Here is a 24,455-nt window from a genome sequence, read left to right as displayed (position 1 = left end):
TGCAACAAATTAACGGACTACAATGACAGAGATCACACGCCTTTTTGATTTTGCCTACTATCAGCTGAAAAAAAATAACCTTTCTAATTGCCTCGTTACCAAATATAACGGTCAGTGGGTTGCTACCTCTACACAAGAATATGTAGATAAAGCCAATGCTATTTCCAGAGCATTGCTTCGATTGAATCTTCAAAAAAATGATAAAATAGCCCTCATTTCTTCAACCAACCGAACAGAATGGAATATAATGGATGTTGGTGTTTTGCAAGTTGGCGCACAAACGGTACCGATTTATCCAACCATTGCGGCTGAAGATTACGCCTACATTTTAAACCACTCGGAATCCAAGTACTGTTTTGTTTCCGATGAAGTGGTTTATCAAAAATTGATGGCGGTAAGGTCGGAATTACCTCTTTTAGAAGAAGTGTATTCTTTTGACACAATTGAAGGCTGCAAAAGTTGGCTCGAACTATTGGAATTAGGGCAAGACCAAAGCAATCAAGATGTGGTGGAAGACCGAAAAAACAACGTCAAACCGGAAGAATTGGCGACCATCATTTACACTTCGGGAACTACCGGAAAGCCTAAAGGTGTAATGTTGTCACACAACAATATTGTTTCCAATGTTTTGGATAGTTCGCCACGCATTCCTTTTGAGGAAAGCACTAGTGTAGCATTGAGCTTCCTTCCGATTTGCCATATTTTCGAACGTGTTATTTTATACATCTACCAATACTATTCGGTGTCCATTTACTTTGCCGAATCTATCGAAAAATTATCGGACAATATCAAAGAAGTTAAGCCAACCGTATTTTCTGTTGTACCAAGACTTTTGGAAAAAGTGTATGATAAAATTATTGCCAAAGGGGAAGATTTAACCGGTGTAAAAAAGAAATTATTCTTTTGGGCTATCGATTTAGGTTTGCGTTATGAACCTTACGGTGCTAATGGTTGGTGGTATGAATTCCAATTAAAAATAGCCCGAAAACTAATTTTCAGCAAATGGAAAGAAGGCTTAGGCGGTAACTTAAACGTGATGGTTTCAGGAAGTGCTGCTCTACAACATCGTTTGATTCGCGTATTTGCCGCTGCCGGAATGCCGGTTATGGAAGGCTACGGTTTAACAGAAACTTCTCCCGTAATTTCTGTAAATGACCAACGAAACGGAGGTTTCCGAGTAGGTACTGTGGGAAGAGTAATTAATAATGTAGAAGTCAAAATTGCCGAAGATGGAGAGATTCTTTGCAAAGGACCCAATGTGATGATGGGCTATTACAAAGACCAACAACTAACCGATGAAGTGATCAAAAACGGCTATTTCCATACCGGAGATATTGGTGAAGTGGATAAAGACGGTTTCTTAAAAATAACCGACCGTAAAAAAGAAATGTTCAAAACTTCGGGCGGAAAGTATATCGCGCCTCAGCTCATTGAAAATGCCATGAAACAATCTTTGTTCATAGAACAAATCATGGTAATTGGGGATGGCGAAAAAATGCCGGCTGCTTTCATACAACCTAGTTTTGATTTTATCCAAGAATGGGCCAAAAGAAAGAATCTCAACATTGGCAACACTCCTGAAGCAATAGCCTCTAATCCCGATGTTATTGCCCGGATTGAGAAAGAAGTGGAAAAAATCAACGAGCGCTTTGGCAACTGGGAAAAAATCAAACGTTTCGAATTAACGCCGGATGTTTGGTCTATCGATGGCGGTCACCTTACGCCTACGCTTAAATTAAAGCGTAAAATAGTTATGGAGAAATACAAAGATTTGTACCAAAAAATATACGGTTAATCTAAATACAATACATCATGAAAATAAAACTATTGCTTTATTCATTACTGACACTTTTTTTATTTTCCGGGTGTAAGGAAAACAAACCTACTGATACCGTAAGAGAAAATTACCTCGACTTCTCGCGAAGAGATGATCAGTTCACCGGAGGCATCAAAATGATTCCTATTAAAACGCCGGTTGGTGAATTTAAAGTTTGGACCAAAAGAGTTGGTAACAATCCCAAAATCAAAGTGCTTTTGCTTCATGGCGGACCGGGCGGAACTCATGAGTTTTTTGAGAGTTTTGACGGTTATTTTCCGCAAGAAAGCATTGAGTACATCTATTATGACCAGCTAGGTTCTTACTACAGCGACCAACCCAACGACAATAGATTGTGGACCATTGACCGATTTGTGGAAGAGGTCGAACAAGTACGCAAGGCCTTGAAATTAGACAACTCCAACTTTTATCTGTTAGGGCAATCTTGGGGCGGCATTTTGGCCATGGAATACGCTTTGAAATACCAAAAAAACCTTAAAGGACTGATTATTTCTAATATGATGGCCAGTGCGCCGGCATACAACAAATACGCTGAAGAAGTTTTAGGTCCGCAACTTGACCCTAAGGTTTTTGACCAAATTAAAGCGTTTGAAAAAAATAAAGATTACACCAATCCGAAATACATGGAATTGTTGATGAATCATTACTATACGGAACACATCCTTCGTTTTCCTGTAGCGGAATGGCCGGAATCCATCAACAGAGCTTTTAAACACTTAAATCCTAATGTTTACGTCTACATGCAAGGACCGAGTGAATTCGGTATCACCAGAGACGCTACTTTAAAAAATTGGGACATCACTTCTAAATTAAAAACCCTAACGGTTCCTACCCTATCCATTGGAGCCAAATACGACACTATGGATCCCAAACACATGGAATGGATAGCCAATGAAGTCCAAAACGGACGATTTTTATTTTGTCCCAATGGCAGTCATTGTTCTCAATATGACGACCAAAAACACTACTTCCCCGGTGTTATTCAGTTTCTAAAAGACGTTGACAACGGAACTTTCTAATTAAAAAAACAACCGTAATCTTTAGTCAAGGTTATCAACATTATACCTACATACATAGTTGATAATTAAAGAATTAATAGTTAATAGTGCTTTTATTTAAGTTTTACTTTTATAGTATTAACCAATAAAACTATTAATTATGAATGTAAAAAACTTTCTGATCGGAGGTATCGTTGGTGGTATAGCCGATTTCCTAATGGGTTGGCTACTTTACGGTATGCTCTTAAAGGATTACTTTCCTAAACCGGAAGGTGCAGCCGAAAACTTAGCTTTTATCTTCTTTGGTTGCATGTGCTTTGGTTTTATGATGTCTTTTATCTTTAACCAAGGTGAAGGCATTAGTAAATGTGTACCCGGTGTTAAATTAGCCATTGGAATCGGACTGTTCATGTCGCTTTCCATGAGTTTCTTTAACGGAATGTACAGTGCTACTCTAAATTGGCAATTGGTTGCTGTAGATGTTTTGGTTTCAGTAGTCATTTCAGCAATCGTTGGTGCAGTCATAGCGGTAACCAACGGAAAACTCAAATAAATTACTTTACATCATAATGTAACGCTCGAGGAAACTCGGGCGTTTTTTGTATTACTACATTATATTATTGTTAATACATTAAATATTTTTAAAAAATAGTATGCGTGCATAATATATTTTATTATCTTTGGATTCAGAACGAAATCGTTTTAGTGCTATTAATTAGGTATGAAAGATAAAACTATAGATTATATACTTCGTGCAACTTGGCAAGCCGTGGCGCGAATGTACAACGAAGAAGCCTCGAAATTTGATGGTTCGATGGCTATCGGATTTGCACTTTTAAGTATCGATAAAGAAGATGGTACGCCGTCAACTTATATAAGCTCCCGAATGGGAATGGAAGCCACCAGCCTAACTCGAACTTTAAAAACACTGGAAGAAAAAGGATTAATCGTTAGAAGAAAAAATCCGGATGATGGTCGCGGTGTTCTCATATACTTAACCGACTTGGGAAAACAAATGAGAGAGCAATCTAAAATCACCGTATTAAAATTCAACGATGTGGTCAAGCAAAACGTACCGGAAGAAAAACTCCAGCACTTCATGGAAGTGGCCGACATCATCAATGAATTGATTACTGAAAAGAAGGTTTTTTAGAACAAAAGCAAATAATAATACAATTGTCACACTGAGCTTGTCGAAGTGTTCATCCCATAAAAGATTTTCTACAAGCTCAAACAAACATAATTATAAAGAACAAAAAACATATGAAACGAACAATTAAAAAAGTGGCTGTAATCGGTTCGGGAATCATGGGTTCCGGAATTGCTTGCCATTTTGCCAACATTGGTGTCGAAGTCTTACTTTTGGATATCATTCCGAATGCTTTGACCGAAGCCGAAGAAAAAAAAGGGCTAACCCTTGAAAGTAAAGTAGTTCGAAACCGCCTGGTGAATGATCATTTGGCGAACGCCTTAAAATCGAACCCTTCGCCTATTTACAGTCAGAAGTTTGCCTCCAGAATCACTACCGGAAACACCACCGATGACATGGCCAAAATAGCCCATTATGATTGGATTATCGAAGTGGTTGTGGAAAGACTGGACATCAAAAAATTAGTTTTTGAACAAATTGACAAATACAGAAAACCGGGAACTTTGGTAACCTCAAACACTTCCGGAATTCCAATTCAGTTCATGAATGAAGGCAGAAGTGAGGATTTTCAAGCGCATTTTTGCGGTACACACTTCTTCAATCCGGCGCGTTATTTAAAGTTATTCGAGATCATTCCCGGACCAAAAACCAGTAATGAAGTACTCGACTTCTTATTCGATTACGGTTCTAAATTTTTGGGGAAAACTTCGGTTGTCGCCAAAGACACTCCTGCTTTTATCGGAAACCGTATCGGTATTTTCGGAATCCAAAGTTTGTTCCATTTGGTCAAAGAAATGGATTTGACCATTGAAGAAGTAGACAAATTAACCGGTCCGGTGATCGGTCGCCCAAAATCGGCTACTTTCCGAACCGTTGATGTAGTAGGTTTAGACACTTTAGTACACGTAGCCAATGGCTTGTACGAAAACTGCCCGAATGACGAAGCCCATGAGTTATTCAAATTACCGGATTTCATCAACAAAATGATGGAAAACAAATGGTTGGGTAGCAAAACCGGTCAAGGATTCTACAAAAAAGAAGGCAAAGATATTTTGTCGTTAGACTTAAATACTTTAGAATACCGTCCGGCGAAAAAAGCTTCTTTTGCTACTTTAGAATTGACCAAAACCATTGATAAACCGATAGATCGTTTCAAAGTATTGGTTAAAGGCAAAGACAAAGCCGGTGAATTCTACAGAAAGAACTTTGCGGCCATGTTTGCTTATGTATCCAACAGAGTCCCTGAAATTACCGATGATTTCTATAAAATAGACGATGCCATGAAAGCAGGATTCGGTTGGGAAAACGGTCCGTTCGAAATTTGGGATGCCATAGGAGTACAAAAAGGAATTGAATTGATGGAAGTCGAAGGTTTAAAACCGGCTGCCTGGGTTGGCGAAATGATTGCCTCCGGTAACACCAGCTTCTACAGTGTTAAAGAAGGTGCAACTTATTACTATAACATTCCTAACAAGTCGCAATCTAAAATTCCGGGACAAGACAGCTTTATCATTCTAAACAATATCCGAGAAAGTAAAAAAGTTTGGAGCAACAGCGGTGCTGTAATTCACGATTTAGGTGATGGTATCTTAAACCTTGAATTCCAGAGCAAAATGAATACCATTGGTGGCGATGTTTTAGCAGGCATCAACAAAGCCATCGACTTAGCCGAAAAACAATACAACGGATTAGTAATCGGTAATCAAGCGGCTAATTTCTCTGTCGGAGCCAACATCGGAATGATCTTCATGATGGCCGTCGAACAAGAATATGACGAATTGAATATGGCCATCAAAATGTTCCAAGACACCATGATGCGTTGTCGCTACTCTTCTATTCCGGTTGTGGTTGCACCTCACGGCATGACTTTAGGCGGTGGTTGTGAAATGACCATGCACGCCGACAAAGTAGTAGCTGCGGCTGAAACTTATATTGGTTTGGTGGAATTCGGTGTTGGCGTTATCCCCGGCGGCGGCGGTTCTAAAGAAATGACTTTGAGAGCAGCCGACTTGTATCGCAAAAATGATGTAGAATTAAACACCTTACAAGAATACTTTTTAACGGTAGCCATGGCTAAAGTAGCCACTTCAGCTTATGAAGCTTTTGATATGGGCGTTTTACAAAAAGGGAAAGACATCGTTGTGGTAAACAAAGACCGACAAATAGCCGAAGCCAAGAAACACGCTTTATTAATGGCTGAAGCTGGTTACACTCAACCTATCCCAAGAAAAGACGTCAAAGTACTTGGGAAACAAGCCTTGGGAATGTTCTTGGTTGGAACTGACCAAATGGTAGCCGGACAATACATTTCGGAACACGATCAAAAAATCGCCAACAAATTAGCCTACGTGATGGCCGGAGGAGATTTATCTGAACCAACACTCGTTTCAGAACAGTACTTGTTAGATATAGAAAGAGAAGCTTTCTTATCGCTTTGTACCGAGAGAAAAACATTGGAGCGTATCCAATACATGTTAACCAAAGGAAAACCATTAAGAAATTAATCAGATGAAAACAGCATATATCGTAAAAGCATACAGAACTGCCGTCGGCAAAGCACCCAAAGGCGTATTCCGCTTCAAAAGACCCGATGAGTTGGCCGCAGAAACCATTCAGTTTATGATGAATGAACTGCCTGATTTTGACAAAACCCGTATCGATGACGTCATGGTGGGTAACGCCATGCCGGAAGCCGAACAAGGTCTAAATGTAGCGCGTTTAATTTCGCTAATGGGATTAAAAGTGACCGATGTGCCGGGCGTAACCGTAAATCGCTATTGTGCCTCAGGTTTAGAAACCATCGCTATGGCGACCTCAAAAATCCAAAGCGGAATGGCCGATTGCATCATTGCAGGTGGTGCCGAAAGTATGAGTTTTATTCCGATGGGTGGCTACAAGCCAACTCCGGATTACCGTGTAGCCGCAGAAGGTCACGAAGATTATTATTGGGGAATGGGACTAACCGCAGAGGCTGTGGCTAAACAATTCAATGTATCAAGAGAAGACCAAGATGAGTTTGCCTTGAACTCTCATTTAAAAGCTATTAAGGCACAAGCCGAAGGCAAATTCGACAAGCAAATTGTGCCGATTACGGTGGAGCAAACTTTTATCAACGAAAACGGTAAAAAGGAAACGAAGTCTTACACTGTTACTAAAGACGAAGGTCCGAGAGCCGACACCAATGCCGCTGCTTTAGGAAGATTAAAACCTGTTTTTGCTGCTGATGGAAGTGTAACTGCCGGGAATGCTTCACAAATGAGTGACGGTGCCGCTTTTGTACTCATTATGAGCGAGGAAATGGTTAAAGAATTAAACCTCTCGCCTATCGCTCGCATGGTGAGTTATGCTGCTGCCGGAGTAGAACCGAGAATCATGGGAATCGGACCGGTAAAAGCCATTCCGAAAGCCTTAAAACAAGCCGGATTAAACTTGAACGACATCAATTTAATTGAATTAAACGAAGCCTTTGCTTCTCAAGCCTTAGCGGTTACACGTGAATTAGGTATCAATCCTGATATCATCAATGTAAATGGTGGTGCGATTGCTTTAGGACATCCACTCGGTTGCACCGGAGCCAAGTTATCAGTTCAGTTATTTGATGAAATGAAACGCCGCGGGGATAAATACGGTATCGTTTCCATGTGTGTCGGAACCGGACAAGGTGCTGCAGGAATTTACGAATTATTATAAACAACAACTAAAAAAAACATATACTATGAGCGATATCACTCGTGGAGGTCAATTCCTCGTAAAAGAAACCAAATGCGAAGACATCTTCACTCCGGAAGATTTCACTGAAGAACAAATCATGATGCGCGATTCGGTAAAAGAATTCGTCGACAAAGAAATTTGGCCTAATAAAGATCGATTTGAGCATAAGGACTATGCTTTCACTGAAGAAATGATGCGCAAAGCCGGAGAAATGGGCTTTTTAAGTGTAGCGGTACCGGAAGCTTACGGCGGTATGGGAATGGGATTTGTAGATACTTGTTTAGTTTGTGACTACATCTCTGGAGCTACCGGATCATTCTCTACAGCCTTCGGAGCACACACCGGTATTGGTACTATGCCGATTACTTTGTATGGAACCGAAGAACAAAAATTAAAGTATGTACCTAAATTAGCTTCAGGCGAATGGTTTGGCGCTTATTGTTTAACTGAACCGGGCGCAGGTTCGGATGCGAATTCGGGTAAAACCAAAGCCGTACTTTCAGAAGATGGTAAGTATTACAGCATCACCGGACAAAAAATGTGGATCTCCAACGCAGGATTTTGTTCACTCTTCATCGTTTTTGCTCGTATAGAAGACGATAAAAACATTACCGGATTTATTGTAGAAAACGATCCGAGTAACGGCATCACTATGAATGAAGAAGAGCATAAATTAGGTATTCGTGCCTCTTCTACCCGACAAGTTTTCTTCAACGAAACCAAAGTTCCCGTTGAAAATATGTTGGCCGGACGCGGCGAAGGTTTCAAAATTGCTATGAATGCCTTGAATGTTGGGCGTATCAAATTGGCTGCGGCTTGTTTGGATGCACAACGTCGCGTGACATCTAATGCCATTCAATATGCCAATGAAAGAATTCAATTCAACACGCCGATTTCGAGTTTTGGTGCGATTCGTTACAAAATAGCGGAAATGGCCACTTCCGCTTACGCCGGAGAAAGTGCTACCTATCGTGCTGCCAAAGACATCGAAAATCGCATCAAGATTCGCGAAGCCGAAGGTGCCAGCCACCAAGAAGCCGAATTAAAAGGTGTGGAAGAATTTGCGATCGAATGTTCTATCTTAAAAGTTGCCGTTTCCGAAGATGTTCAAAACTGTGCTGATGAAGGAATCCAAATTTACGGTGGTATGGGATTTTCCGAAGACACGCCAATGGAAAGTGCTTGGAGAGACGCGCGCATTGCTCGTATATACGAAGGAACCAATGAGATCAACCGTATGTTGTCTGTGGGTATGCTCATCAAAAAAGCGATGAAAGGTCACGTAGACTTATTAGGCCCGGCTATGAAAGTACAAGAAGAATTAATGGGCATACCGTCTTTTGAAACACCGGATTATTCAGAACTGTTTTCGGAGGAAAAAGAAATGGTGGCCAAATTGAAAAAAGCCTTCCTAATGGTAGCCGGTGCTGCCGTTCAAAAATACGGCATGGACTTAGACGCACATCAGCAATTGTTAACTGCAGCTGCTGATATGTTAATTGAAATTTATATCGCAGAAAGCACTATCTTGAGAACTGAGAAATTAGCCAAAAAGCAAGGCGAGGACAAAGCCAAAGAACAAATAGCAATGGCTAAGTTATACCTATACAAAGCTGTTGATATCGTAACTCAAAAAGGCAAAGAAAGTATCATCTCATTTGCTGAAGGCGATGAACAACGCATGATGCTAATGGGCTTACGCAGATTTACAAAATACACCAACATGCCAAACATTGTTGGCTTGAGAGAAACTATTACCGCTAAATTAGTAGCGGAGAATAGCTATTGTTTTTAGATTTTTAGTTAAGTTAATTGTGTTGAAAACCACCTATTTAAATAGGTGGTTTTTTTGTTTTTTTACCACATTAAGGATAAATATTAAACAAATGTTAAACATTTAACACTTTTTAAAAAAATATATGAAATTATTTACTTAAATTTGATAAAACCTTTAAATCCAAATTAAGCAAAATGAGTTAGTATCGAGTAATAATTGTTTAGGTATGAGCAAAAAAAAAGGAGATGAGTTTGAACTTCTCAAAAAGATCAAAGAAATCTCTGATTACAAATATGCACTTGATGAATCGTCCATTGTAGCTATAACAGACCAAAAAGGAATTATAAACCATGTCAATGATAACTTTTGTAAAATATCTAAATATTCTCGGGAAGAACTACTAGGAAAAGACCATCGAATTGTTAATTCGGGTTATCACAAAAAAGAGTTTATTAGAAATCTTTGGAGAACGATTGCACAAGGCAAGATTTGGAAAGGAGAACTCAAAAACAGAGCAAAAGACGGTTCGGTATATTGGGTTGACACTACTATCGTGCCATTTTTAGATAGTAACGGTAAACCCTATCAATATGTTTCAATCCGTTATGACATCACAGAAAGAAAGATTGCTGAGGAAGAACTATTAAAGAAGATTAAAGAGATTTCAGATTACAAATATGCTCTTGATGAATCTTCGATAGTTGCCATCACTAATCAAAAGGGGATTATTACCCATGTTAATGACAATTTCTGTGCAATATCAAAATACAGCAGGGAAGAATTATTAGGACAAGACCACAAGATTATTAATTCTTCTTATCATTCAGCGAGTTTCATTAAGGAACTATGGCAAACCATCGCCAAAGGAAAAGTTTGGAAAGGTGAATTGAAAAATAAAGCCAAAGACGGAACTGCCTATTGGGTAGACACAACTATAGTTCCTTTTTTAAATGAGCAAGGAAAACCTTATCAGTATGTAGCTATTCGTTCAGATATTTCAGAGCGTAAAAAAGGGGAAGAAAAAATAGCTAAAATGCTGATTAATACAGAATATCAAAACAAACAATTGGTTGATTTTTGCAACATAGTTTCTCATAATTTGAGAGCTCCATTGGTAAACATTTCCATGTTATTGGATTATATGGATTCTTGTGATGATTCTAATGAAAAAAATGAAGTGCTTCATAAGATAAAACCTGTAATCAATCATCTAAGTGGTCTTTTAGACGAATTAGTTGAATCTTTACAAGTAAGGCAAGATACCGATATAGAATCAACATCAATAGACTTGAACGAAACCACAAAAAAAATTTTAAACGGATTTGAAGGTCAAATACAAATGTACAAAGCCAAAATAAACTATGATTTTAGTGAAATAAATACCATTTCTTATCCTCAACGTTACATAGATAGTATTCTAACCAACTTAATTAGTAATGCCTTAAAATATAAATCGCCCGAGAGAAACATAACAATAGATATTAAAACTCAAGTTGACCCGGATGGAACCATACTCTCCATCTCTGACAATGGACTTGGAATTGATTTGGAAATGCACAAACACAATATGTTTAAAATACGAAAAGTATTCCATAAGCATCCGGATGCAAAAGGATTCGGGTTGTTTATGACCAAAACACAAGTTGAAGCTATGGGCGGCAGAATATGGATAGAGAGCATTCCTGATAAAGGCAGTACATTTTATATACTTTTTAAATCCCAAATAACATGAGAAAAATCGAACTACTTGCCCTGGTTGATGATGATGACACTTTTGTGTTCATTACCAAGCGAATCATCGAAAAAACAGATTATGTCAAAGAAATTAAAGTCTTTAGTAACGGACTGGACGCTTTGAATTATTTAAAAGAAAACCTCAATTCCGATTACAAATTACCCGATGTAATCTTTTTAGACTTGTCTATGCCCATCATGGACGGATGGCAATTTCTGGATGAGTTCTCTCATTTAGAAAGCCACAGAACTGAAAAAATTATCATTTACATTTGTTCGTCTTCTATATCGCCACACGACCTTATAAAAGCTAAAAAAATGAGTCACGTAAGTGATTTTATTATAAAACCCGTAACCAAAGACAAATTTTCCGAAATTGTTTTGTCGCTTTGATGATACAAAACTGTTTCGATTATATCTATCGTAAACTAATCCATACCGCTTGTTGTCTCACAAGCGGTATTTTTTTAAAAAGTAATTACTATTTTAGTGGCATTAAAAACAAAATCATGAAACTTTTAGGAATTGGCTCAAGAATTAACCATACAGAATTTGGTAAAGGTGTGGTAACCAACGTATCATCCAAAGAATATTGGGTGACTTTTATAGAAGGCGGATTAGAAACTATAGCAATCGACAGCGAGTTTGAAGTGATAGAAGCTGCCGAAAACGAGGTAGACACCGTTAGTTTTTACGATGTGGAACAAAGTTTATTGTCTATACTAAAAAAATGGAACGGTTTGGGCGAACCGGTAGCCATTGGCGACAAATGGAAAGGCGGTAATTTAAAATTAGAACCCGGACAACCCGGATTGGCTGCTAAAGATGTGCCTATTGATACTTTCTTTCATAAAATTGTGATGCTTCGTGATCGCTTAAGAGTGATGGAACAAAAAATCAACGCCAGTAAATTAGAGGAAATTGAAAAAGTTGAATTGCAACAATACATTACCCGTATTTACGGAAGTTTAACTACTTTCAATGTGCTTTTCAAATCCCAAAGTGATTATTTTGTCGGTGAAAAATCTAAGTAAATTTTAACCCTTTATTTAAAGAGTAACTCAACCGATATGGTTACCTTTAAGTTTTAAAAAAATTACCTCATGAAAAAAATAGTCTTAGGAATAATTGCTGCCGGATTAGTCATATTTGGCTGCAAAAGCTCGGCAAGCCCGGATAAAAGTAAAACGTTGAATCTGAATTTTGAATCCAAAAGCGGAAGTAATGTTACCGGTACCGCCGTATTTACAGAAAAGAACGGCGAAGTCTATTTTACGGCCAAACTTACCGGTTTAAAACCCGGTGTTCATGCCATACATATTCATGAAAAATCGGATTGTTCTGCCACTGATGCTACTTCTACCGGTGGACATTGGAATCCTACCTTTAAAAAACACGGAAAATGGGGCGATGCCGAATACCATAAAGGTGACATCGGAAACTTTACCGCAGATGCAGAAGGTAACGGGACTATCACTATGACAACCAATGAATGGTGCATTGGCTGTGGAGATGAAACCAAAGACATTTTAGGAAAAGGCTTAATTGTTCACGACAAACCGGATGATTTTGTAACCCAACCCACCGGAAATGCCGGAGCGAGAGTAGCTTGCACCGCATTAATCAAATAAATTTATTTGGAAGAGCAAGAATATCTTTATTTCAAGAATGCCCAAGAATGGCGCCAATGGCTGCACAATAACCATCAATCGGCAACCAAAGTCTTTTTGATTTTTTATAAAATCGGCTGTGGTATCGAAAGTATGCGTTGGGAAGAAGCTGTTCAGGTTGCTATTTGCTATGGTTGGATTGATTCTACGGTTAAAAAGTTAGACGAAAACCGCCGCAGGCAAATGTTTACTCCCAGAAAAGATAAAAGTGTTTGGAGTAAACTCAATAAAACCTATATCGAAAAACTCATCGCCGACAATTTAATGCACGAAAGTGGTTTACAGAAAATTGCAATTGCCAAGCAAAACGGTTCTTGGGAAGCTTTGGACGAAGTTGAAAATCACATAATGCCGGAAGATTTAATCCAGGCTTTCGAACAAAATCCATTGGCTTTAGAAAACTATAATAACTTCAGTCCATCCTATCGAAAAAGCTATTTATATTGGTTAAATCAGGCTAAAAGAGCCGAAACACGGGCCAACAGAATAGCAGAAATCGTCTCTCTTTGCGAACAAAATATCAAATCCAGAGGTACCTATTAAATTTGGTTACAAAACCATAACCTTCAACTCTAAAAAATAAATTAGTTTTGTGCTGAAAATGACAATGAAAGATGATTAACCCTTCAGTACCCGGTTGGATAGACAAGTTTTTTGCAGAGCAAAATCAGTCGCCACACTCGTTTCCCAAAGACGAAGAGGATTTTTACATCCGAACAAGAAATACCGGTTTCATTTTTGGCCATATTGTTAGTTTTGATGCCTCAATACCGATAGAAACAGAAGATAGGCTTCCACAGGAAATCTCCAAAATCGGCATGTTGAATACTCTTTTTCAAATGTACCGGTTGGTCAAACAAAACAATGATAATGTAGACTTTGTTAAAGAAACCGTAGCTTTCTACAATACGATGATACAAAGAGGATTTAATCCGTTAAAAAAGGTATTAGAATCCAGTTCATTTTCCAGTAAGTTGGAGAAAATTATACACGAAAGAGTACAAACCAATGAAGATATTTTCAGCAAAAATTTTTCGCATGTCATAACCAATGCCTTGCTATTTATTGATGTTTTAGCTTTCAAACAATACTTGGAAAAAGGTAATGTGCCCGAAAAGTACTCTACTATTATTGAAGATATTGTCATCAGTATAGTGTCGCTTTCGCTAAAATCGAAAACGGGTATTTCACCTCACGATGATTTACTGGCCAAACTATTTGAATCTTCAGTACGCTATAATAAATACAGCAATAACAACATCAATACCATTGAAGATTTAGATTTAAGTTATTTATCCAATAAGCTTGAAAAATACTATGTTATCGATTTAGCGGGAATTAGTTTGTGGAGCGATGCCAAGGTGGAAAATGAAGAGCGTTACTTCATGTTCAAATTAGGAGAAATACTCCATACAGACGACAGTAAAGTTCTGGAGAGCATTCATTTCATTAACAACTTTATCATTACTTACAAGGCAGAAATTCCGTATTTTAATTTTTCCAATCCTGTTAAACATTTTTACGATCAAACCACGGAAAGTGTAGCCATTTTAATCAACCGAAACAAATCGCGCTTACTCAAAGAGATTTCAGAAAGCAAAGAGTTGATGCAGCTTTTGGCCAAATCTACTCGGAAAGATTTGAACAAAGATGAAAAGAAGAAAGTCAAAAAACAGTTGTTAGACATTTGTAAAACGATACCTTCACTTACTATCTTTTTGTTGCCCGGCGGCGGTTTGTTATTACCTATTCTAATCAAGTTTATCCCTACGCTGTTGCCGTCTTCTTTCAACGAAAACATAGACGACTAATAGCTGTCTATCCAGGAAAACGAAGCCAACTTTATGCTTTCTTTATTGTCTTTTATATATTGCAAAAAGGCAGCTGCTACCGGACTCATGGCCTTTCCTTTCAACCAAATCAATCTCCAATTGGTTACCAAAGGCAAACCCTCAGCCGGTAAAATTACCACATCTCCTTTTTCTAATTCGTTTTTTAAACCTATCAACGGCATAACCGAATATCCCAAACCGGCAATAACGGCTTGTTTAACGGCTTCGTTTGAAGTCAACTGTATGCGCATTCTCGGACTGATACCATAACGCTTCAGATAACTTTCCATGGAATTTTTAGTTGCCGAACCGTCTTCTCTGAAAATCAAAGGTACTTGGGTTAAAAAAGAAGAACTTACCGCTAAATTCTCGAGATTCGTATTCTTATGCCCAACTAAAAACAGTCTATTCTCCATCAAAACCTCAGATTCCAGTGCAATATCATCCGGTAAAGTAGAAACTAAGGCAAAGTCAACTTCGTTATTCTTCAAACTCTTAATCACTTTGGTCTTATTATTTACATCCATTTCCATTTCAATACCGTTATTCATTTTCATAAAATCGGCCAAAAAATAAGGAATCACATACTTCCCTGTTGACACCACAGACAATTTCAACTTGCCTGACAAAATCCCTTTGTATGCCATTGTTTTGTAATTAACAGCATTGACTTCATCTATAATTTTTTGAGCCGCTAAAGCTATTTCCTTCCCAAAATCGGTTACATACAACTGCCGCCCTATAACCTCTGTTAGAGGTATATCAAACTGATCTTGGAAGTTTTTCAACTGTATGGAAACCGCCGGTTGCGTTAGAAACAATTCCTCAGCTGCTTTGGTTATGCTTTTGGTTTGGGTGATTTTCAAAAAAATTTGAAGTTGGTGCAAAGTAAAGTTCATAAAAATAGTTTATGTATTTCATTACAAATATAAATAAAAATATATGAAATATAATTTTGAATTTTGCCGTGTCAAACTTTAAAAAACAAAAAAAACATGACAAAAATCACTGTAGCCAAAGGAGACGGAATTGGTCCGGAGATTATGGATGCCACTCTCGAAATCATCAAAGCGGCCGGAGCCCAACTTGAAATTGATGAAATTGAAGTAGGAGAAAAAGTGTATTTGTCCGGAAACACTTCTGGAATTGCTCCCGAGTCATGGGACATTATCCGCAAAAACAAAGTGTTTCTAAAAGCACCCATCACTACCCCGCAAGGCGGCGGTTACAAAAGTTTGAATGTTACCACACGCAAATTCTTAGGATTGTATTCAAACGTAAGACCTTGCATGAGTTTGCACCCTTTTGTGGAAACCAAACACCCTGAAATGGACATCGTAATCATACGAGAAAATGAAGAAGATTTGTATGCCGGAATTGAGCACCAACAAACCGATGAAGTAGTACAATGCTTAAAACTTATCAGTCGTCCTGGTTGTGAAAAAATTATCCGCTACGCTTTTGAATACGCTAAAGTCTACGGCAGAAAGAAAGTAACTTGTTTCACCAAAGACAACATCATGAAACAAACCGACGGCTTATTCCACCAAGTGTTTGATGAAATTGCCGCCGAGTATCCCGAGATTGAAAACGAACATTGGATTATTGACATCGGTGCCGCTAAAATGGCGGATACACCGGAAGTATTTGATGTTATTGTAACCCTGAATCTTTATGGTGATGTATTGTCGGATGTAGCAGCTCAAATCGCAGGATCTGTGGGATTAGCCGGTTCTGCCAATATCGGAGAAGAATGTGCCATGTTTGAAGCCATTCATGGTTCTGCACCAAGAAGAGCCGGACAAAACGTAGCCAATCCTTCGGGTTTGTTAGAAGGCGCTGTCATGATGCTGAACCACATAGGACAAACCGAAATAGCCGAAAAAGTTCAAAACGCATGGCTTAAAACCATAGAAGACGGAATCCATACCTACGACATTTACAAAGAAGGTGTGAGTAAGCAAAAAGTTGGTACTAAAGAATTTGCTCAAGCGGTAATAGCCAACTTAGGACAGAAACCCAAACTACTCAAAGAGGTTTCTTATGCCAAAGACGCTGTTTTGAGTCTCCCAAAATACGAAAAGAAACCCGCGAAAAACAAAGAATTGATTGGCGTTGACTTGTTTGTGCATTGGAACGGCACCGACCCTAATGAGTTAGCATCCAAACTGGAAAGTATCAATACAGAAAACAAACATTTAACTATGATTACCAATAGAGGTATCAAGGTTTGGCCTGATGGTTTTAAAGAAACCTACTGCACCGATCACTGGCGTTGTCGTTTTAAACCTACCAATGGCAAATTGTTGCACCAAAATGAAATCATCAATTTGTTGTCTAAAGCATTAGATGCTAAAATCGATGTTATCAAAACAGAGAATTTATATGAATTTGATGGTAAACCGGGCTATTCTTTAGGACAAGGACAATAAATTATGAAGACATTTTTTAACGCCAAAGTAGTATTCAAACTTAAATTAGTGTTTTGCCTATTGTCTTTATCAATCGGATTATACCTTAGTTTAACAGGCAATTCTGTTCTCAACAACGCTATTTTAGGCTTAGGCATTTTAGCCACCAATCACACTTTCAACAATCCTTTAAATCAGTAAAATGACCAATATAAAAGAGTATACACTAATTGACGGTACATTTTCCGTTGAAGATGCCGACCAAATTTTAACCGCATTATTAAACTATAAAATAGATTATCATAACAGAGAAGATTTCAGCAAACATATCCGATTTAATCGTGATATCGAGCATTCCAAAAAACGTATTCAAGAGCTTATAGCAACAAAAGAAGCAGTCAAGAATTTGATAGCTGAGACAGAATCGAACAAATTTAATTTGGTTATTAATAGTACGATTACCATAAGACTCGAAGAAGCCTAATGTTTGGAGGAAGAAATCTTCTCATTGCTACCAAGCATCGGAAAGAAACAGTGATTGCTCCGTTGTTTAGTGACGCATTCGGAGTACACTGTTTCACTTCTGATGAATTTGACACCGATAGTTTGGGCACATTTTCGGGAGAAATTGCCAGGAAAAAGAACACTATTGAAACCCTACACGACAAATGTGACCTTGCTCACAAAGCTGTCGGTGCCGACTTGGTTGTGGCCAGTGAAGGTTCGTTTGGTCCTCATCCTACTATCTTTTTTGCGCATGCGGATGATGAATGGATGTTACTCAAAGATTATCGAAACAACATAGAAATTGTAGCCAGAGAAATTAGCACAGACACCAATTTTCAAGGAGAAATCATCAACAACATAAGAGATTTGGAAGCTTTTGCCTTCAAAGTGCAATTTCCTTCACACGGAATCATACTCAAACCTGCGGAAAAAAACTTTAGTAAAGTTGTAAAAAACATCCAAGATTGGAAAGAACTCCAACAGCATTTTAATAGTATGATGAATGAATTCGGAACAGCTTATGCTGAAACTGATATGCGTGCGATGTACAATCCTACTCGGATGAAAGTAATTGAAAAGGTTACCAACAAACTAATCACTAAAATTAAGACCGCTTGTCCTGTCTGTGATTATCCGGGATTTGACGTAAGTGAAATAAAAGCAGGCTTACCCTGCTATAATTGCCTGCTTCCTACTCGCTCTACCTTAAGTCATATTTACCAATGTAAAAATTGCAATCATACCGAAGAAAAAAAGTACCCGAGAAATATCCAATACGAAGACCCAATGTATTGCGACCATTGCAACCCTTAAATCATGAACAATATTTCAACCGACATCCGCAAAGCTAAAACCATACTTGAACAAGATAACTTGGTAGCCATTCCTACTGAAACCGTTTACGGATTAGCCGGAAACGCCTTCAGCGAAACTGCTATCAAAAAAATATTTGAGACCAAAAACAGACCGTTGTTCAATCCGTTAATTGTTCATATACATTCCAAAGAATTACTCAATAACATAGCCGAAAATATACCGGCTAAGGCTTACCAATTGGCTGAAGCATTTTGGCCGGGTTCACTGACCTTAGTGGTAAAGAAAAAAGGGAATGTCCCTAACTTAGTTACTGCCGGGAAAAATACTGTAGCCGTTCGTGTGCCCAATCATCCGCTAACACTGTCGCTGCTGAAATTGCTCGACTTCCCCTTGGTAGCACCAAGTGCCAACCCTTTTGGGTCTATTAGCCCGACAGCAGCTGAACATGTAGCCCAATATTTTAAAGACAGCTTGCCTTTAATTTTAGATGGTGGTTTATGTGAAAGTGGTATAGAATCTACGATAGTAGGATTCGATGATGAAGAACCCGTAGTGTATCGATTGGGTGCCATTTCCATTGAAGAAATTGAAGCCGTTGTAGGTAAAATAAAAGTAATGAACACCAATGAAGCTGCTCCCGAGGCACCGGGTATGTTGCTGAAACATTATGCGCCCAAAACCAAAACAATTTTGGTTGATGACTTAGATGACTTTCTAAAAGAAAATAACGTACCTAAAATAGGAAGCATCGCTTTTTACAAAAGAACAGCAAACCCCAAAGTGATGCACCAAGAAATTCTGTCGAAGCGCAAAGACTTTAAAGAAGCGGCTGCCAACTTATATCAGGCCATGCACCGATTAGATAAAATGAACTTAAACTTAATAGTAGCCGAACGTTTTCCTGATGAAAACTTGGGAAAATCAATCAACGACAGATTAAATCGTGCTACGAAATAACCACTTATGAATTTAGATTTACTTTTAGACAATTTAACCAATCCTGCCCTATTATTTTTTATCTTAGGAATTGTTGCCGCTCGTTTGAAAAGCGATTTGGAAATTCCGCAAAACACTTCCAAATTCATTTCGCTTTACTTACTTTTTTCTATTGGTTTTAAAGGCGGACAAGAGTTGGCGCATAGTCATTTTGACATGGAAATCATTTGGTCAGCCTTGTTTGGTGTTTTCATAGCCATTATAATTCCCATATATTGTTTCTTTATTTTGAAACAAAAATTCAGCATTGAAAATTCGGGTGCCATTGCTGCAGCTTATGGTTCGGTTAGCGCCGTAACTTTTGTAACAGCTGTTTCTTTTTTAGAAATTCAAAAATACCATTACAGCGGACATATGGTAGCCATTATGGCCTTGATGGAAGCTCCTGCGATTATCGTTGGTGTAATTTTGATGAGAATGTACGATAAAAAAACAACTGTCAAAGCGAAATTAAGTCCGGTTATCCGACACTCATTAACCAATGGAAGTGTTTTGCTGATTCTGGGTAGCTTATTAATCGGCTATTTAGCCAGCGACCAACAAGCTATGGGAATCAAACCGTTTACCACTGACATTTTCAAGGGCTTTTTGGCCATATTTTTATTAGATATGGGTATTATCAGCGGCAAAAAATTGGATGTCTTTTTCAAGAGCGGCTGGTCTCCTATGGTATTTGCTTTCGTCATTCCGCTGATTAACGGCGTAATGGCCTCAGTGGCCAGTCAGTGGGTAACTCATGAAGTCGGTAACAGATTTATTTTGGCTATTCTAGCTGCGAGTGCTTCCTACATTGCTGTTCCTGCCGCTATGAAAATTGTAGCGCCCAAAGCCAATCCGGGTTTATTTCTCCCCATGGCCTTGGCCGTAACTTTTCCATTCAACATTACTTTCGGAATGCCGATTTATCTTACCGTGATTTTAAATACCTGATAGTATTAGTTGGAGAATTTCAAACGATATACTTCATCAAGCTCATCATTAGAACTCATGTTTACGCCTAAATCTGTTACATAACCGGAATTCAAACCATAAGTCCATCCGTGAAGTGTTAAATCCTGTCCGTTTCTCCATGCTCCTTGAACAATTGATGTTTTAGCCAAATCAAAAACTTGTTCCTGAACATTAATTTCCACGAACTTGTTGAAGCGTTCATCTTCATCGGCGAAGGAATTCAGATACTCTTCGTGTAAACGATAAACATCTTTGATGTGGCGAATCCAGTTGTCAATCAAACCAATAGATTGGTTTCCCATAGCAGCTTTAACACCACCACAACCGTAGTGACCGCAAACAATTACATGTTTTACTTTAAGCACATTAACTGCGTAATCTAATACACTAAGCATATTCATATCGCTATGGATAACCATATTGGCTATGTTTCTGTGTACAAAGACTTCTCCAGGTTTGGCACCGATGATTTCGTTAGCAGGAACACGACTATCCGAGCATCCTATCCACAACAAAGGCGGCTGTTGTCCTTTGGCCAAATCTTTAAAATACTCCTTATCTAAAGCCAATTGGGATTCAACCCACTTTTTATTATTGTCTAAAATCTTTTTATAAAAATCGCTGCTCATTGTTATTATTGGTTAAGTATTATGTCTTATTGTTTAAAAACAGGTTCCATTTTACGCTTCATTACATTGTAACGATGCTCAATGGTAACTGTATTTTTATTACCGTCTGAATCTTCAAGCTTATATGCTTTCTTAAAGCCAACTAAGGTAACATTTATATTCATTTCTTTGGCTTTAATTTTTTTAAACTCTTTAATTAAGTCCAAAACATCATGAGCAATATAAACCGTATCAGTCGCATTAATAATTACTATTGAGTTTTCAGGTATCTCATTTAGAGTTGATTTGATGGCCGATTTGTTTAAAAATGAAACTTCCTGCGCCAAATCAATATGAATAACATCTCCTTCACTGTATTCTTCTTTGCGAAAACGATAAGCTCTTTTTGAGTTGCCAATCAATACAAATAAAATATTGACAATCATTCCCAAAGCAACACCTTTGAGTAAATCAGTCAAAACTACTGCTACAAACGTCAAAACAAAAGGAATAAATTGGTAAATCTTGTCTTTTTTCCAAAAATGCTTAACAGTTTTCGGATTGGCCAATTTATACCCTACCAACAGCAATACTGCTGCTAATGTAGCCAAAGGAATTTTATTCAACAATGCCGGAATGGCCAAAACACTAACAAGCAACAATATGCCATGTATAATGGCTGACATTTTTGATTTTGCGCCGGCATCGCTATTGGCTGATGTTCTTACCACAACAGAGGTCATTGGCAAACCACCTAAAAGTGAACTCACTATGTTGCCAATCCCCTGTGCTTTCAACTCAACATTAGTATTGGTATAACGCTTTTGCGAATCCATACGGTCTGCTGCTTCAATACACAATAGCGTTTCTATGGAGGCCACGACAGCAATGGTAGCACCGACTATCCAAACCTTGGGATTGGTAAAAGCCGAAAAATCGGGTAATACAAAAATACTCTGAAACTCTTCGATCGATGTCGGAACCGGTAATTTAACCAAATGCTCACCACTTATAGCCAAACCACTGCTCGTTTGAATAAAAAGTTCATTGACTAAAATACCCACAATAACAGCTATCAAAGCCGGTGGAACCAACTTGATTTTTTTTAAGAAATCAACTTTATTCCATCCTATCAATATGGTTAAGGAAATGACCGTTATAATAAAAGACCCCAACTGTATATGATCGAGTAAAGAAAAAAGTTCAGAAAAAGTATTTTGACCGTCGGGTTGCACAAAAGATTCGTCTCCTTCAAAGTCTTTATCATATCCAAAGGCGTGCGGAATTTGTTTCAAAAAAATAATCACACCTATACCGGCCAACATTCCTTCAATAACGTTGTTGGGAAAGAAGTTTGAAATAGAACCGGCTTTTAAAAAACCCAATAATAATTGAATTAACCCGGCGATTAAAACGGCTGTCAAAAAAATATTAAAAGCCCCTAAATCGGTTATGGCTGATAAAACTATAGCTGTTAATCCTGCTGCAGGACCGGAAACACTCAAGTGTGAAGTACTCAAATACCCCACTACAATACCTCCCACTACACCCGAAATAATACCTGAGAAAAGCGGTGCGCCCGAGGCCAAGGCGATACCTAAACACAAAGGTAAAGCCACCAAAAAAACCACTAAACCTGAAGCAAAATCAGATTTAAGGTTTGCCAAAAGATTGATTTTTTTTGTCATTCCAATAAATTAATTTAATACATAAAAACACCTGTTGATACAAGCTTAAAATCTGAGCATTAAATTAATTCGGGAGGAGGAGAAAAAATTTCTTCAGCCACATTATCGTGACGTGATAAATTTTCAGATATAATTTTAGAGTCCGATTGGAGTTCGGAATCGGTAAAAGGATAATCAAAACAAGCCTTTAAAGTTTTAGCCTCTTTGATATCTTTATGAATCTCTTCTTCAGAAAAACTATAAAACACGGATACATCAGTGCCTTTCTTAATCAATGTCACCACTGTGGGTGTTGAAAGAAAAGAAACAAAGATAACCAATATGAATCCCGAGAGCCATTTCATGGAGTAAAATTAGTAAAGTTATTGGATTATGAGAGAGACGTCGGAAAAAAATTAGCGATTTTATTTTCTATCAAAACGAAAACTTTAAGATTCATTCGTTTGCTTCTTTTTTTTCCAACAAGGGAGTTGGTTTCCTTTTTATAGACTTCAAAATATTAGGCTATTATTCTAATAAGATAAATTGATAGTTTTTATCTTTGCATCAAATTTTATTATAAATGACAATTACACAACTAAAATATGTTTTGGCTGTAGCCGAACACAAAAATTTTACTTTAGCCGCCGAAAAATGCTTTGTGACACAGCCTACGTTGAGTATGCAAATTCAAAAAATTGAAGAAGAATTGGGCATTCAAATTTTCGACAGAACCAAAAAACCGATTCAACTTACGGAAATAGGGTTGAAAATTGTAAACCAATCCAAGAACATTGTCAACGAAGCAGATCGTATTCAGGATATAGTAGACCAACAAAAAGGGTTTATTGGCGGAGAATTCAGGTTGGCCATTATACCAACGGTAATGCCAACATTACTACCCATGTTTCTCAATAACTTTATCAAAAGATATCCTAAAGTTAAGCTTATTATCGAGGAGCTGAATACTGCGGAAATCATCACTAAATTAAAGAATGGACATCTGGATGCGGCCATTGCTGTCACACCGTTGGAAGACGAAAAAATAAAAGAAGTTGTCTTGTATTATGAACCCTTTGTGGCTTATATCCCCGAAAACCATCAATCATTTCACAAAAGAGAAATTGAAGTAAGTGATTTGAACATAAACGAAATATTGTTACTACAAGACGGTCATTGTTTTAGAGACGGCATATTAAATTTGTGTCAAAACTTAAATCCGGAAGAAAAAAACACCTTTCAAATACAAAGCGGGAGTTTTGAAACTTTAATTAAACTGGCCGATGAAGGATTAGGTACTACTCTTTTACCCTACTTGCATACATTGGATTTAAACGAAAAAGATCAGGCAAAATTAAAGCACTTTACAGAACCTAAACCGGCCCGAGAAGTTAGTTTGATTTATCCAAAAAACGAATTAAAGATACATATTATAGACGCTTTACGCGCCACTATTTCAGGAGTAGTCAAAGGCGCAATTACTTTTCAAAACGTTCAGATTATCAGTCCGATACAAAAAAAATAAGGAGCCTTGCACAAAAGCTCCTTATTTCTAAACAAACTCAAAAAACTACTAATTAACAACCTTTAAACATTGTTCTAATTCCGGATGCTCCTTCGTGAAATACTGAAGCCATTTTTTTAGCTGTTCGATTTCATAAGGCAATAAATTTTTTACTGCTTTTTTCAATTCTTTAGCAAAAAGAACGGGATCAAAACTCACTCTCTCGAGTACGGATTTAGTGTAATCGTAAATCATTCTAGGCATAACAGTTAAGATTTGGGGTTAT

General features: G+C 37.9%; 25 protein-coding genes. 20 read left to right on the top strand and 5 right to left on the bottom strand.

Going from position 1 to position 24,455, the window contains the following annotated elements:
- The first annotated feature begins 22 nt into the window (after positions 1 to 22).
- From ACJG85_RS08595 to ACJG85_RS08535, 13 genes are all read left to right on the top strand, one after another.
- Positions 23 to 1,795, top strand: a complete 1,773-nt coding sequence (locus ACJG85_RS08595; protein WP_412463872.1) for an AMP-dependent synthetase/ligase — start codon at positions 23 to 25, stop codon at positions 1,793 to 1,795.
- A gap of 17 nt (positions 1,796 to 1,812) precedes the next feature.
- Positions 1,813 to 2,856, top strand: coding sequence for a proline iminopeptidase-family hydrolase (locus tag ACJG85_RS08590; protein WP_412476136.1), 1,044 nt, complete (start codon positions 1,813 to 1,815; stop codon positions 2,854 to 2,856).
- Between the two features lie 139 nt (positions 2,857 to 2,995).
- Positions 2,996 to 3,388: a hypothetical protein gene (locus tag ACJG85_RS08585; protein ID WP_412463870.1), complete on the top strand. Its 393-nt coding sequence runs from the start codon at positions 2,996 to 2,998 to the stop codon at positions 3,386 to 3,388.
- Positions 3,389 to 3,556: 168 nt separating this feature from the next.
- Positions 3,557 to 3,988 (top strand): MarR family winged helix-turn-helix transcriptional regulator, encoded by a 432-nt coding sequence (locus ACJG85_RS08580; RefSeq protein ID WP_409679229.1) that lies wholly within the window; start codon positions 3,557 to 3,559, stop codon positions 3,986 to 3,988.
- A 110-nt stretch (positions 3,989 to 4,098) separates the two neighbouring features.
- Entirely contained in the window at positions 4,099 to 6,489 is a 2,391-nt protein-coding gene (locus ACJG85_RS08575) for a 3-hydroxyacyl-CoA dehydrogenase/enoyl-CoA hydratase family protein (RefSeq protein WP_412476135.1), read from the top strand.
- A gap of 4 nt (positions 6,490 to 6,493) precedes the next feature.
- On the top strand, positions 6,494 to 7,675 hold the full coding sequence (locus ACJG85_RS08570) for an acetyl-CoA C-acyltransferase (protein WP_412476134.1): 1,182 nt from the start codon (positions 6,494 to 6,496) through the stop codon (positions 7,673 to 7,675).
- Positions 7,676 to 7,700: 25 nt separating this feature from the next.
- Entirely contained in the window at positions 7,701 to 9,491 is a 1,791-nt protein-coding gene (locus tag ACJG85_RS08565) for an acyl-CoA dehydrogenase family protein (RefSeq protein ID WP_412463867.1), read from the top strand.
- A 208-nt stretch (positions 9,492 to 9,699) separates the two neighbouring features.
- Positions 9,700 to 11,205: a PAS domain-containing sensor histidine kinase gene (locus ACJG85_RS08560; protein ID WP_412476133.1), complete on the top strand. Its 1,506-nt coding sequence runs from the start codon at positions 9,700 to 9,702 to the stop codon at positions 11,203 to 11,205.
- The gene (locus tag ACJG85_RS08555) at positions 11,202 to 11,600 is read left to right on the top strand and encodes a response regulator (RefSeq protein ID WP_412463865.1); all 399 of its coding nucleotides are present in this window, start codon (positions 11,202 to 11,204) and stop codon (positions 11,598 to 11,600) included. Before ACJG85_RS08560 ends, ACJG85_RS08555 begins: the two co-directional genes overlap by 4 nt.
- 116 nt (positions 11,601 to 11,716) lie before the next feature.
- Positions 11,717 to 12,241 (top strand): hypothetical protein, encoded by a 525-nt coding sequence (locus ACJG85_RS08550; protein WP_412476132.1) that lies wholly within the window; start codon positions 11,717 to 11,719, stop codon positions 12,239 to 12,241.
- A 69-nt stretch (positions 12,242 to 12,310) separates the two neighbouring features.
- Entirely contained in the window at positions 12,311 to 12,838 is a 528-nt protein-coding gene (locus ACJG85_RS08545) for a superoxide dismutase family protein (RefSeq protein ID WP_412463863.1), read from the top strand.
- 6 nt (positions 12,839 to 12,844) lie between these two features.
- The gene (locus tag ACJG85_RS08540) at positions 12,845 to 13,420 is read left to right on the top strand and encodes a YdeI/OmpD-associated family protein (RefSeq protein WP_412476131.1); all 576 of its coding nucleotides are present in this window, start codon (positions 12,845 to 12,847) and stop codon (positions 13,418 to 13,420) included.
- Positions 13,421 to 13,491: 71 nt separating this feature from the next.
- Positions 13,492 to 14,688 (top strand): LETM1-related biofilm-associated protein, encoded by a 1,197-nt coding sequence (locus ACJG85_RS08535; RefSeq protein ID WP_412476130.1) that lies wholly within the window; start codon positions 13,492 to 13,494, stop codon positions 14,686 to 14,688.
- Here ACJG85_RS08535 and ACJG85_RS08530 read toward each other — a convergent pair.
- A complete protein-coding gene (locus ACJG85_RS08530) occupies positions 14,685 to 15,608 on the bottom strand; it encodes a LysR family transcriptional regulator (RefSeq protein WP_412463860.1) in 924 nt (307 codons plus the stop codon). The two genes, ACJG85_RS08535 and ACJG85_RS08530, sit on opposite strands and share 4 nt — an antisense overlap.
- Positions 15,609 to 15,704: 96 nt before the next feature.
- Between ACJG85_RS08530 and ACJG85_RS08525 the strand changes: the two genes are divergently transcribed.
- The 6 genes from ACJG85_RS08525 to ACJG85_RS08500 are packed head-to-tail and all read left to right on the top strand — an operon-like array spanning position 15,705 to position 20,369.
- Entirely contained in the window at positions 15,705 to 17,141 is a 1,437-nt protein-coding gene (locus ACJG85_RS08525) for an NADP-dependent isocitrate dehydrogenase (protein WP_412476129.1), read from the top strand.
- A gap of 3 nt (positions 17,142 to 17,144) precedes the next feature.
- Positions 17,145 to 17,321, top strand: a complete 177-nt coding sequence (locus ACJG85_RS08520) for a hypothetical protein (RefSeq protein ID WP_412463858.1) — start codon at positions 17,145 to 17,147, stop codon at positions 17,319 to 17,321.
- A gap of 1 nt (position 17,322) precedes the next feature.
- Complete coding sequence (locus ACJG85_RS08515) at positions 17,323 to 17,604, top strand: hypothetical protein (RefSeq protein WP_324690809.1); 282 nt, start codon at positions 17,323 to 17,325, stop codon at positions 17,602 to 17,604.
- Positions 17,604 to 18,440 carry a DUF6671 family protein gene (locus tag ACJG85_RS08510; protein ID WP_412476128.1) on the top strand — a complete coding sequence of 279 codons (837 nt, stop codon included), beginning with the start codon at positions 17,604 to 17,606 and terminating at the stop codon, positions 18,438 to 18,440. The genes ACJG85_RS08515 and ACJG85_RS08510 overlap by 1 nt, the downstream gene beginning before the upstream one ends.
- 3 nt (positions 18,441 to 18,443) lie before the next feature.
- A complete protein-coding gene (locus tag ACJG85_RS08505; protein WP_412476127.1) occupies positions 18,444 to 19,400 on the top strand; it encodes an L-threonylcarbamoyladenylate synthase in 957 nt (318 codons plus the stop codon).
- A 6-nt stretch (positions 19,401 to 19,406) separates the two neighbouring features.
- Positions 19,407 to 20,369 carry a sodium-dependent bicarbonate transport family permease gene (locus ACJG85_RS08500; protein ID WP_412463855.1) on the top strand — a complete coding sequence of 321 codons (963 nt, stop codon included), beginning with the start codon at positions 19,407 to 19,409 and terminating at the stop codon, positions 20,367 to 20,369.
- 5 nt (positions 20,370 to 20,374) lie between these two features.
- Here ACJG85_RS08500 and can read toward each other — a convergent pair whose 3' ends face one another.
- The 3 genes from can to ACJG85_RS08485 are packed head-to-tail and all read right to left on the bottom strand — an operon-like array spanning position 20,375 to position 23,030.
- Complete coding sequence (gene can / locus ACJG85_RS08495) at positions 20,375 to 21,019, bottom strand: carbonate dehydratase (RefSeq protein ID WP_412476126.1); 645 nt, start codon at positions 21,017 to 21,019, stop codon at positions 20,375 to 20,377.
- 26 nt (positions 21,020 to 21,045) lie between these two features.
- The gene (locus ACJG85_RS08490) at positions 21,046 to 22,686 is read right to left on the bottom strand and encodes a SulP family inorganic anion transporter (RefSeq protein WP_409679276.1); all 1,641 of its coding nucleotides are present in this window, start codon (positions 22,684 to 22,686) and stop codon (positions 21,046 to 21,048) included.
- 59 nt (positions 22,687 to 22,745) lie between these two features.
- Positions 22,746 to 23,030 (bottom strand): hypothetical protein, encoded by a 285-nt coding sequence (locus ACJG85_RS08485; protein WP_409679279.1) that lies wholly within the window; start codon positions 23,028 to 23,030, stop codon positions 22,746 to 22,748.
- A 218-nt stretch (positions 23,031 to 23,248) separates the two neighbouring features.
- On the opposite strand from ACJG85_RS08485, the gene ACJG85_RS08480 reads away from it, so the two are divergent.
- Positions 23,249 to 24,190 (top strand): LysR substrate-binding domain-containing protein, encoded by a 942-nt coding sequence (locus ACJG85_RS08480; RefSeq protein WP_409679282.1) that lies wholly within the window; start codon positions 23,249 to 23,251, stop codon positions 24,188 to 24,190.
- A 48-nt stretch (positions 24,191 to 24,238) separates the two neighbouring features.
- Here ACJG85_RS08480 and ACJG85_RS08475 read toward each other — a convergent pair whose 3' ends face one another.
- Positions 24,239 to 24,433, bottom strand: coding sequence for a hypothetical protein (locus ACJG85_RS08475; RefSeq protein ID WP_409679285.1), 195 nt, complete (start codon positions 24,431 to 24,433; stop codon positions 24,239 to 24,241).
- Between the last annotated feature and the right edge of the window lie 22 nt (positions 24,434 to 24,455).

The organism is Flavobacterium mekongense (assembly GCF_047038255.1).
GTDB lineage: Bacteria > Bacteroidota > Bacteroidia > Flavobacteriales > Flavobacteriaceae > Flavobacterium > Flavobacterium mekongense.
This window is presented reverse-complemented; position numbering and strand designations above follow the sequence as displayed.

Coding starts and splice junctions, on each gene's coding strand:
- ACJG85_RS08595 (WP_412463872.1), top strand. CDS start 23: ATGACAGAGATCACACGCCTTTTTGATTTTGCCTACTATCAGCTGAAA.
- ACJG85_RS08590 (WP_412476136.1), top strand. CDS start 1,813: ATGAAAATAAAACTATTGCTTTATTCATTACTGACACTTTTTTTATTT.
- ACJG85_RS08585 (WP_412463870.1), top strand. CDS start 2,996: ATGAATGTAAAAAACTTTCTGATCGGAGGTATCGTTGGTGGTATAGCC.
- ACJG85_RS08580 (WP_409679229.1), top strand. CDS start 3,557: ATGAAAGATAAAACTATAGATTATATACTTCGTGCAACTTGGCAAGCC.
- ACJG85_RS08575 (WP_412476135.1), top strand. CDS start 4,099: ATGAAACGAACAATTAAAAAAGTGGCTGTAATCGGTTCGGGAATCATG.
- ACJG85_RS08570 (WP_412476134.1), top strand. CDS start 6,494: ATGAAAACAGCATATATCGTAAAAGCATACAGAACTGCCGTCGGCAAA.
- ACJG85_RS08565 (WP_412463867.1), top strand. CDS start 7,701: ATGAGCGATATCACTCGTGGAGGTCAATTCCTCGTAAAAGAAACCAAA.
- ACJG85_RS08560 (WP_412476133.1), top strand. CDS start 9,700: ATGAGCAAAAAAAAAGGAGATGAGTTTGAACTTCTCAAAAAGATCAAA.
- ACJG85_RS08555 (WP_412463865.1), top strand. CDS start 11,202: ATGAGAAAAATCGAACTACTTGCCCTGGTTGATGATGATGACACTTTT.
- ACJG85_RS08550 (WP_412476132.1), top strand. CDS start 11,717: ATGAAACTTTTAGGAATTGGCTCAAGAATTAACCATACAGAATTTGGT.
- ACJG85_RS08545 (WP_412463863.1), top strand. CDS start 12,311: ATGAAAAAAATAGTCTTAGGAATAATTGCTGCCGGATTAGTCATATTT.
- ACJG85_RS08535 (WP_412476130.1), top strand. CDS start 13,492: ATGATTAACCCTTCAGTACCCGGTTGGATAGACAAGTTTTTTGCAGAG.
- ACJG85_RS08530 (WP_412463860.1), bottom strand. CDS start 15,608: ATGAACTTTACTTTGCACCAACTTCAAATTTTTTTGAAAATCACCCAA.
- ACJG85_RS08525 (WP_412476129.1), top strand. CDS start 15,705: ATGACAAAAATCACTGTAGCCAAAGGAGACGGAATTGGTCCGGAGATT.
- ACJG85_RS08520 (WP_412463858.1), top strand. CDS start 17,145: ATGAAGACATTTTTTAACGCCAAAGTAGTATTCAAACTTAAATTAGTG.
- ACJG85_RS08515 (WP_324690809.1), top strand. CDS start 17,323: ATGACCAATATAAAAGAGTATACACTAATTGACGGTACATTTTCCGTT.
- ACJG85_RS08510 (WP_412476128.1), top strand. CDS start 17,604: ATGTTTGGAGGAAGAAATCTTCTCATTGCTACCAAGCATCGGAAAGAA.
- ACJG85_RS08505 (WP_412476127.1), top strand. CDS start 18,444: ATGAACAATATTTCAACCGACATCCGCAAAGCTAAAACCATACTTGAA.
- ACJG85_RS08500 (WP_412463855.1), top strand. CDS start 19,407: ATGAATTTAGATTTACTTTTAGACAATTTAACCAATCCTGCCCTATTA.
- can (WP_412476126.1), bottom strand. CDS start 21,019: ATGAGCAGCGATTTTTATAAAAAGATTTTAGACAATAATAAAAAGTGG.
- ACJG85_RS08490 (WP_409679276.1), bottom strand. CDS start 22,686: ATGACAAAAAAAATCAATCTTTTGGCAAACCTTAAATCTGATTTTGCT.
- ACJG85_RS08485 (WP_409679279.1), bottom strand. CDS start 23,030: ATGAAATGGCTCTCGGGATTCATATTGGTTATCTTTGTTTCTTTTCTT.
- ACJG85_RS08480 (WP_409679282.1), top strand. CDS start 23,249: ATGACAATTACACAACTAAAATATGTTTTGGCTGTAGCCGAACACAAA.
- ACJG85_RS08475 (WP_409679285.1), bottom strand. CDS start 24,433: ATGCCTAGAATGATTTACGATTACACTAAATCCGTACTCGAGAGAGTG.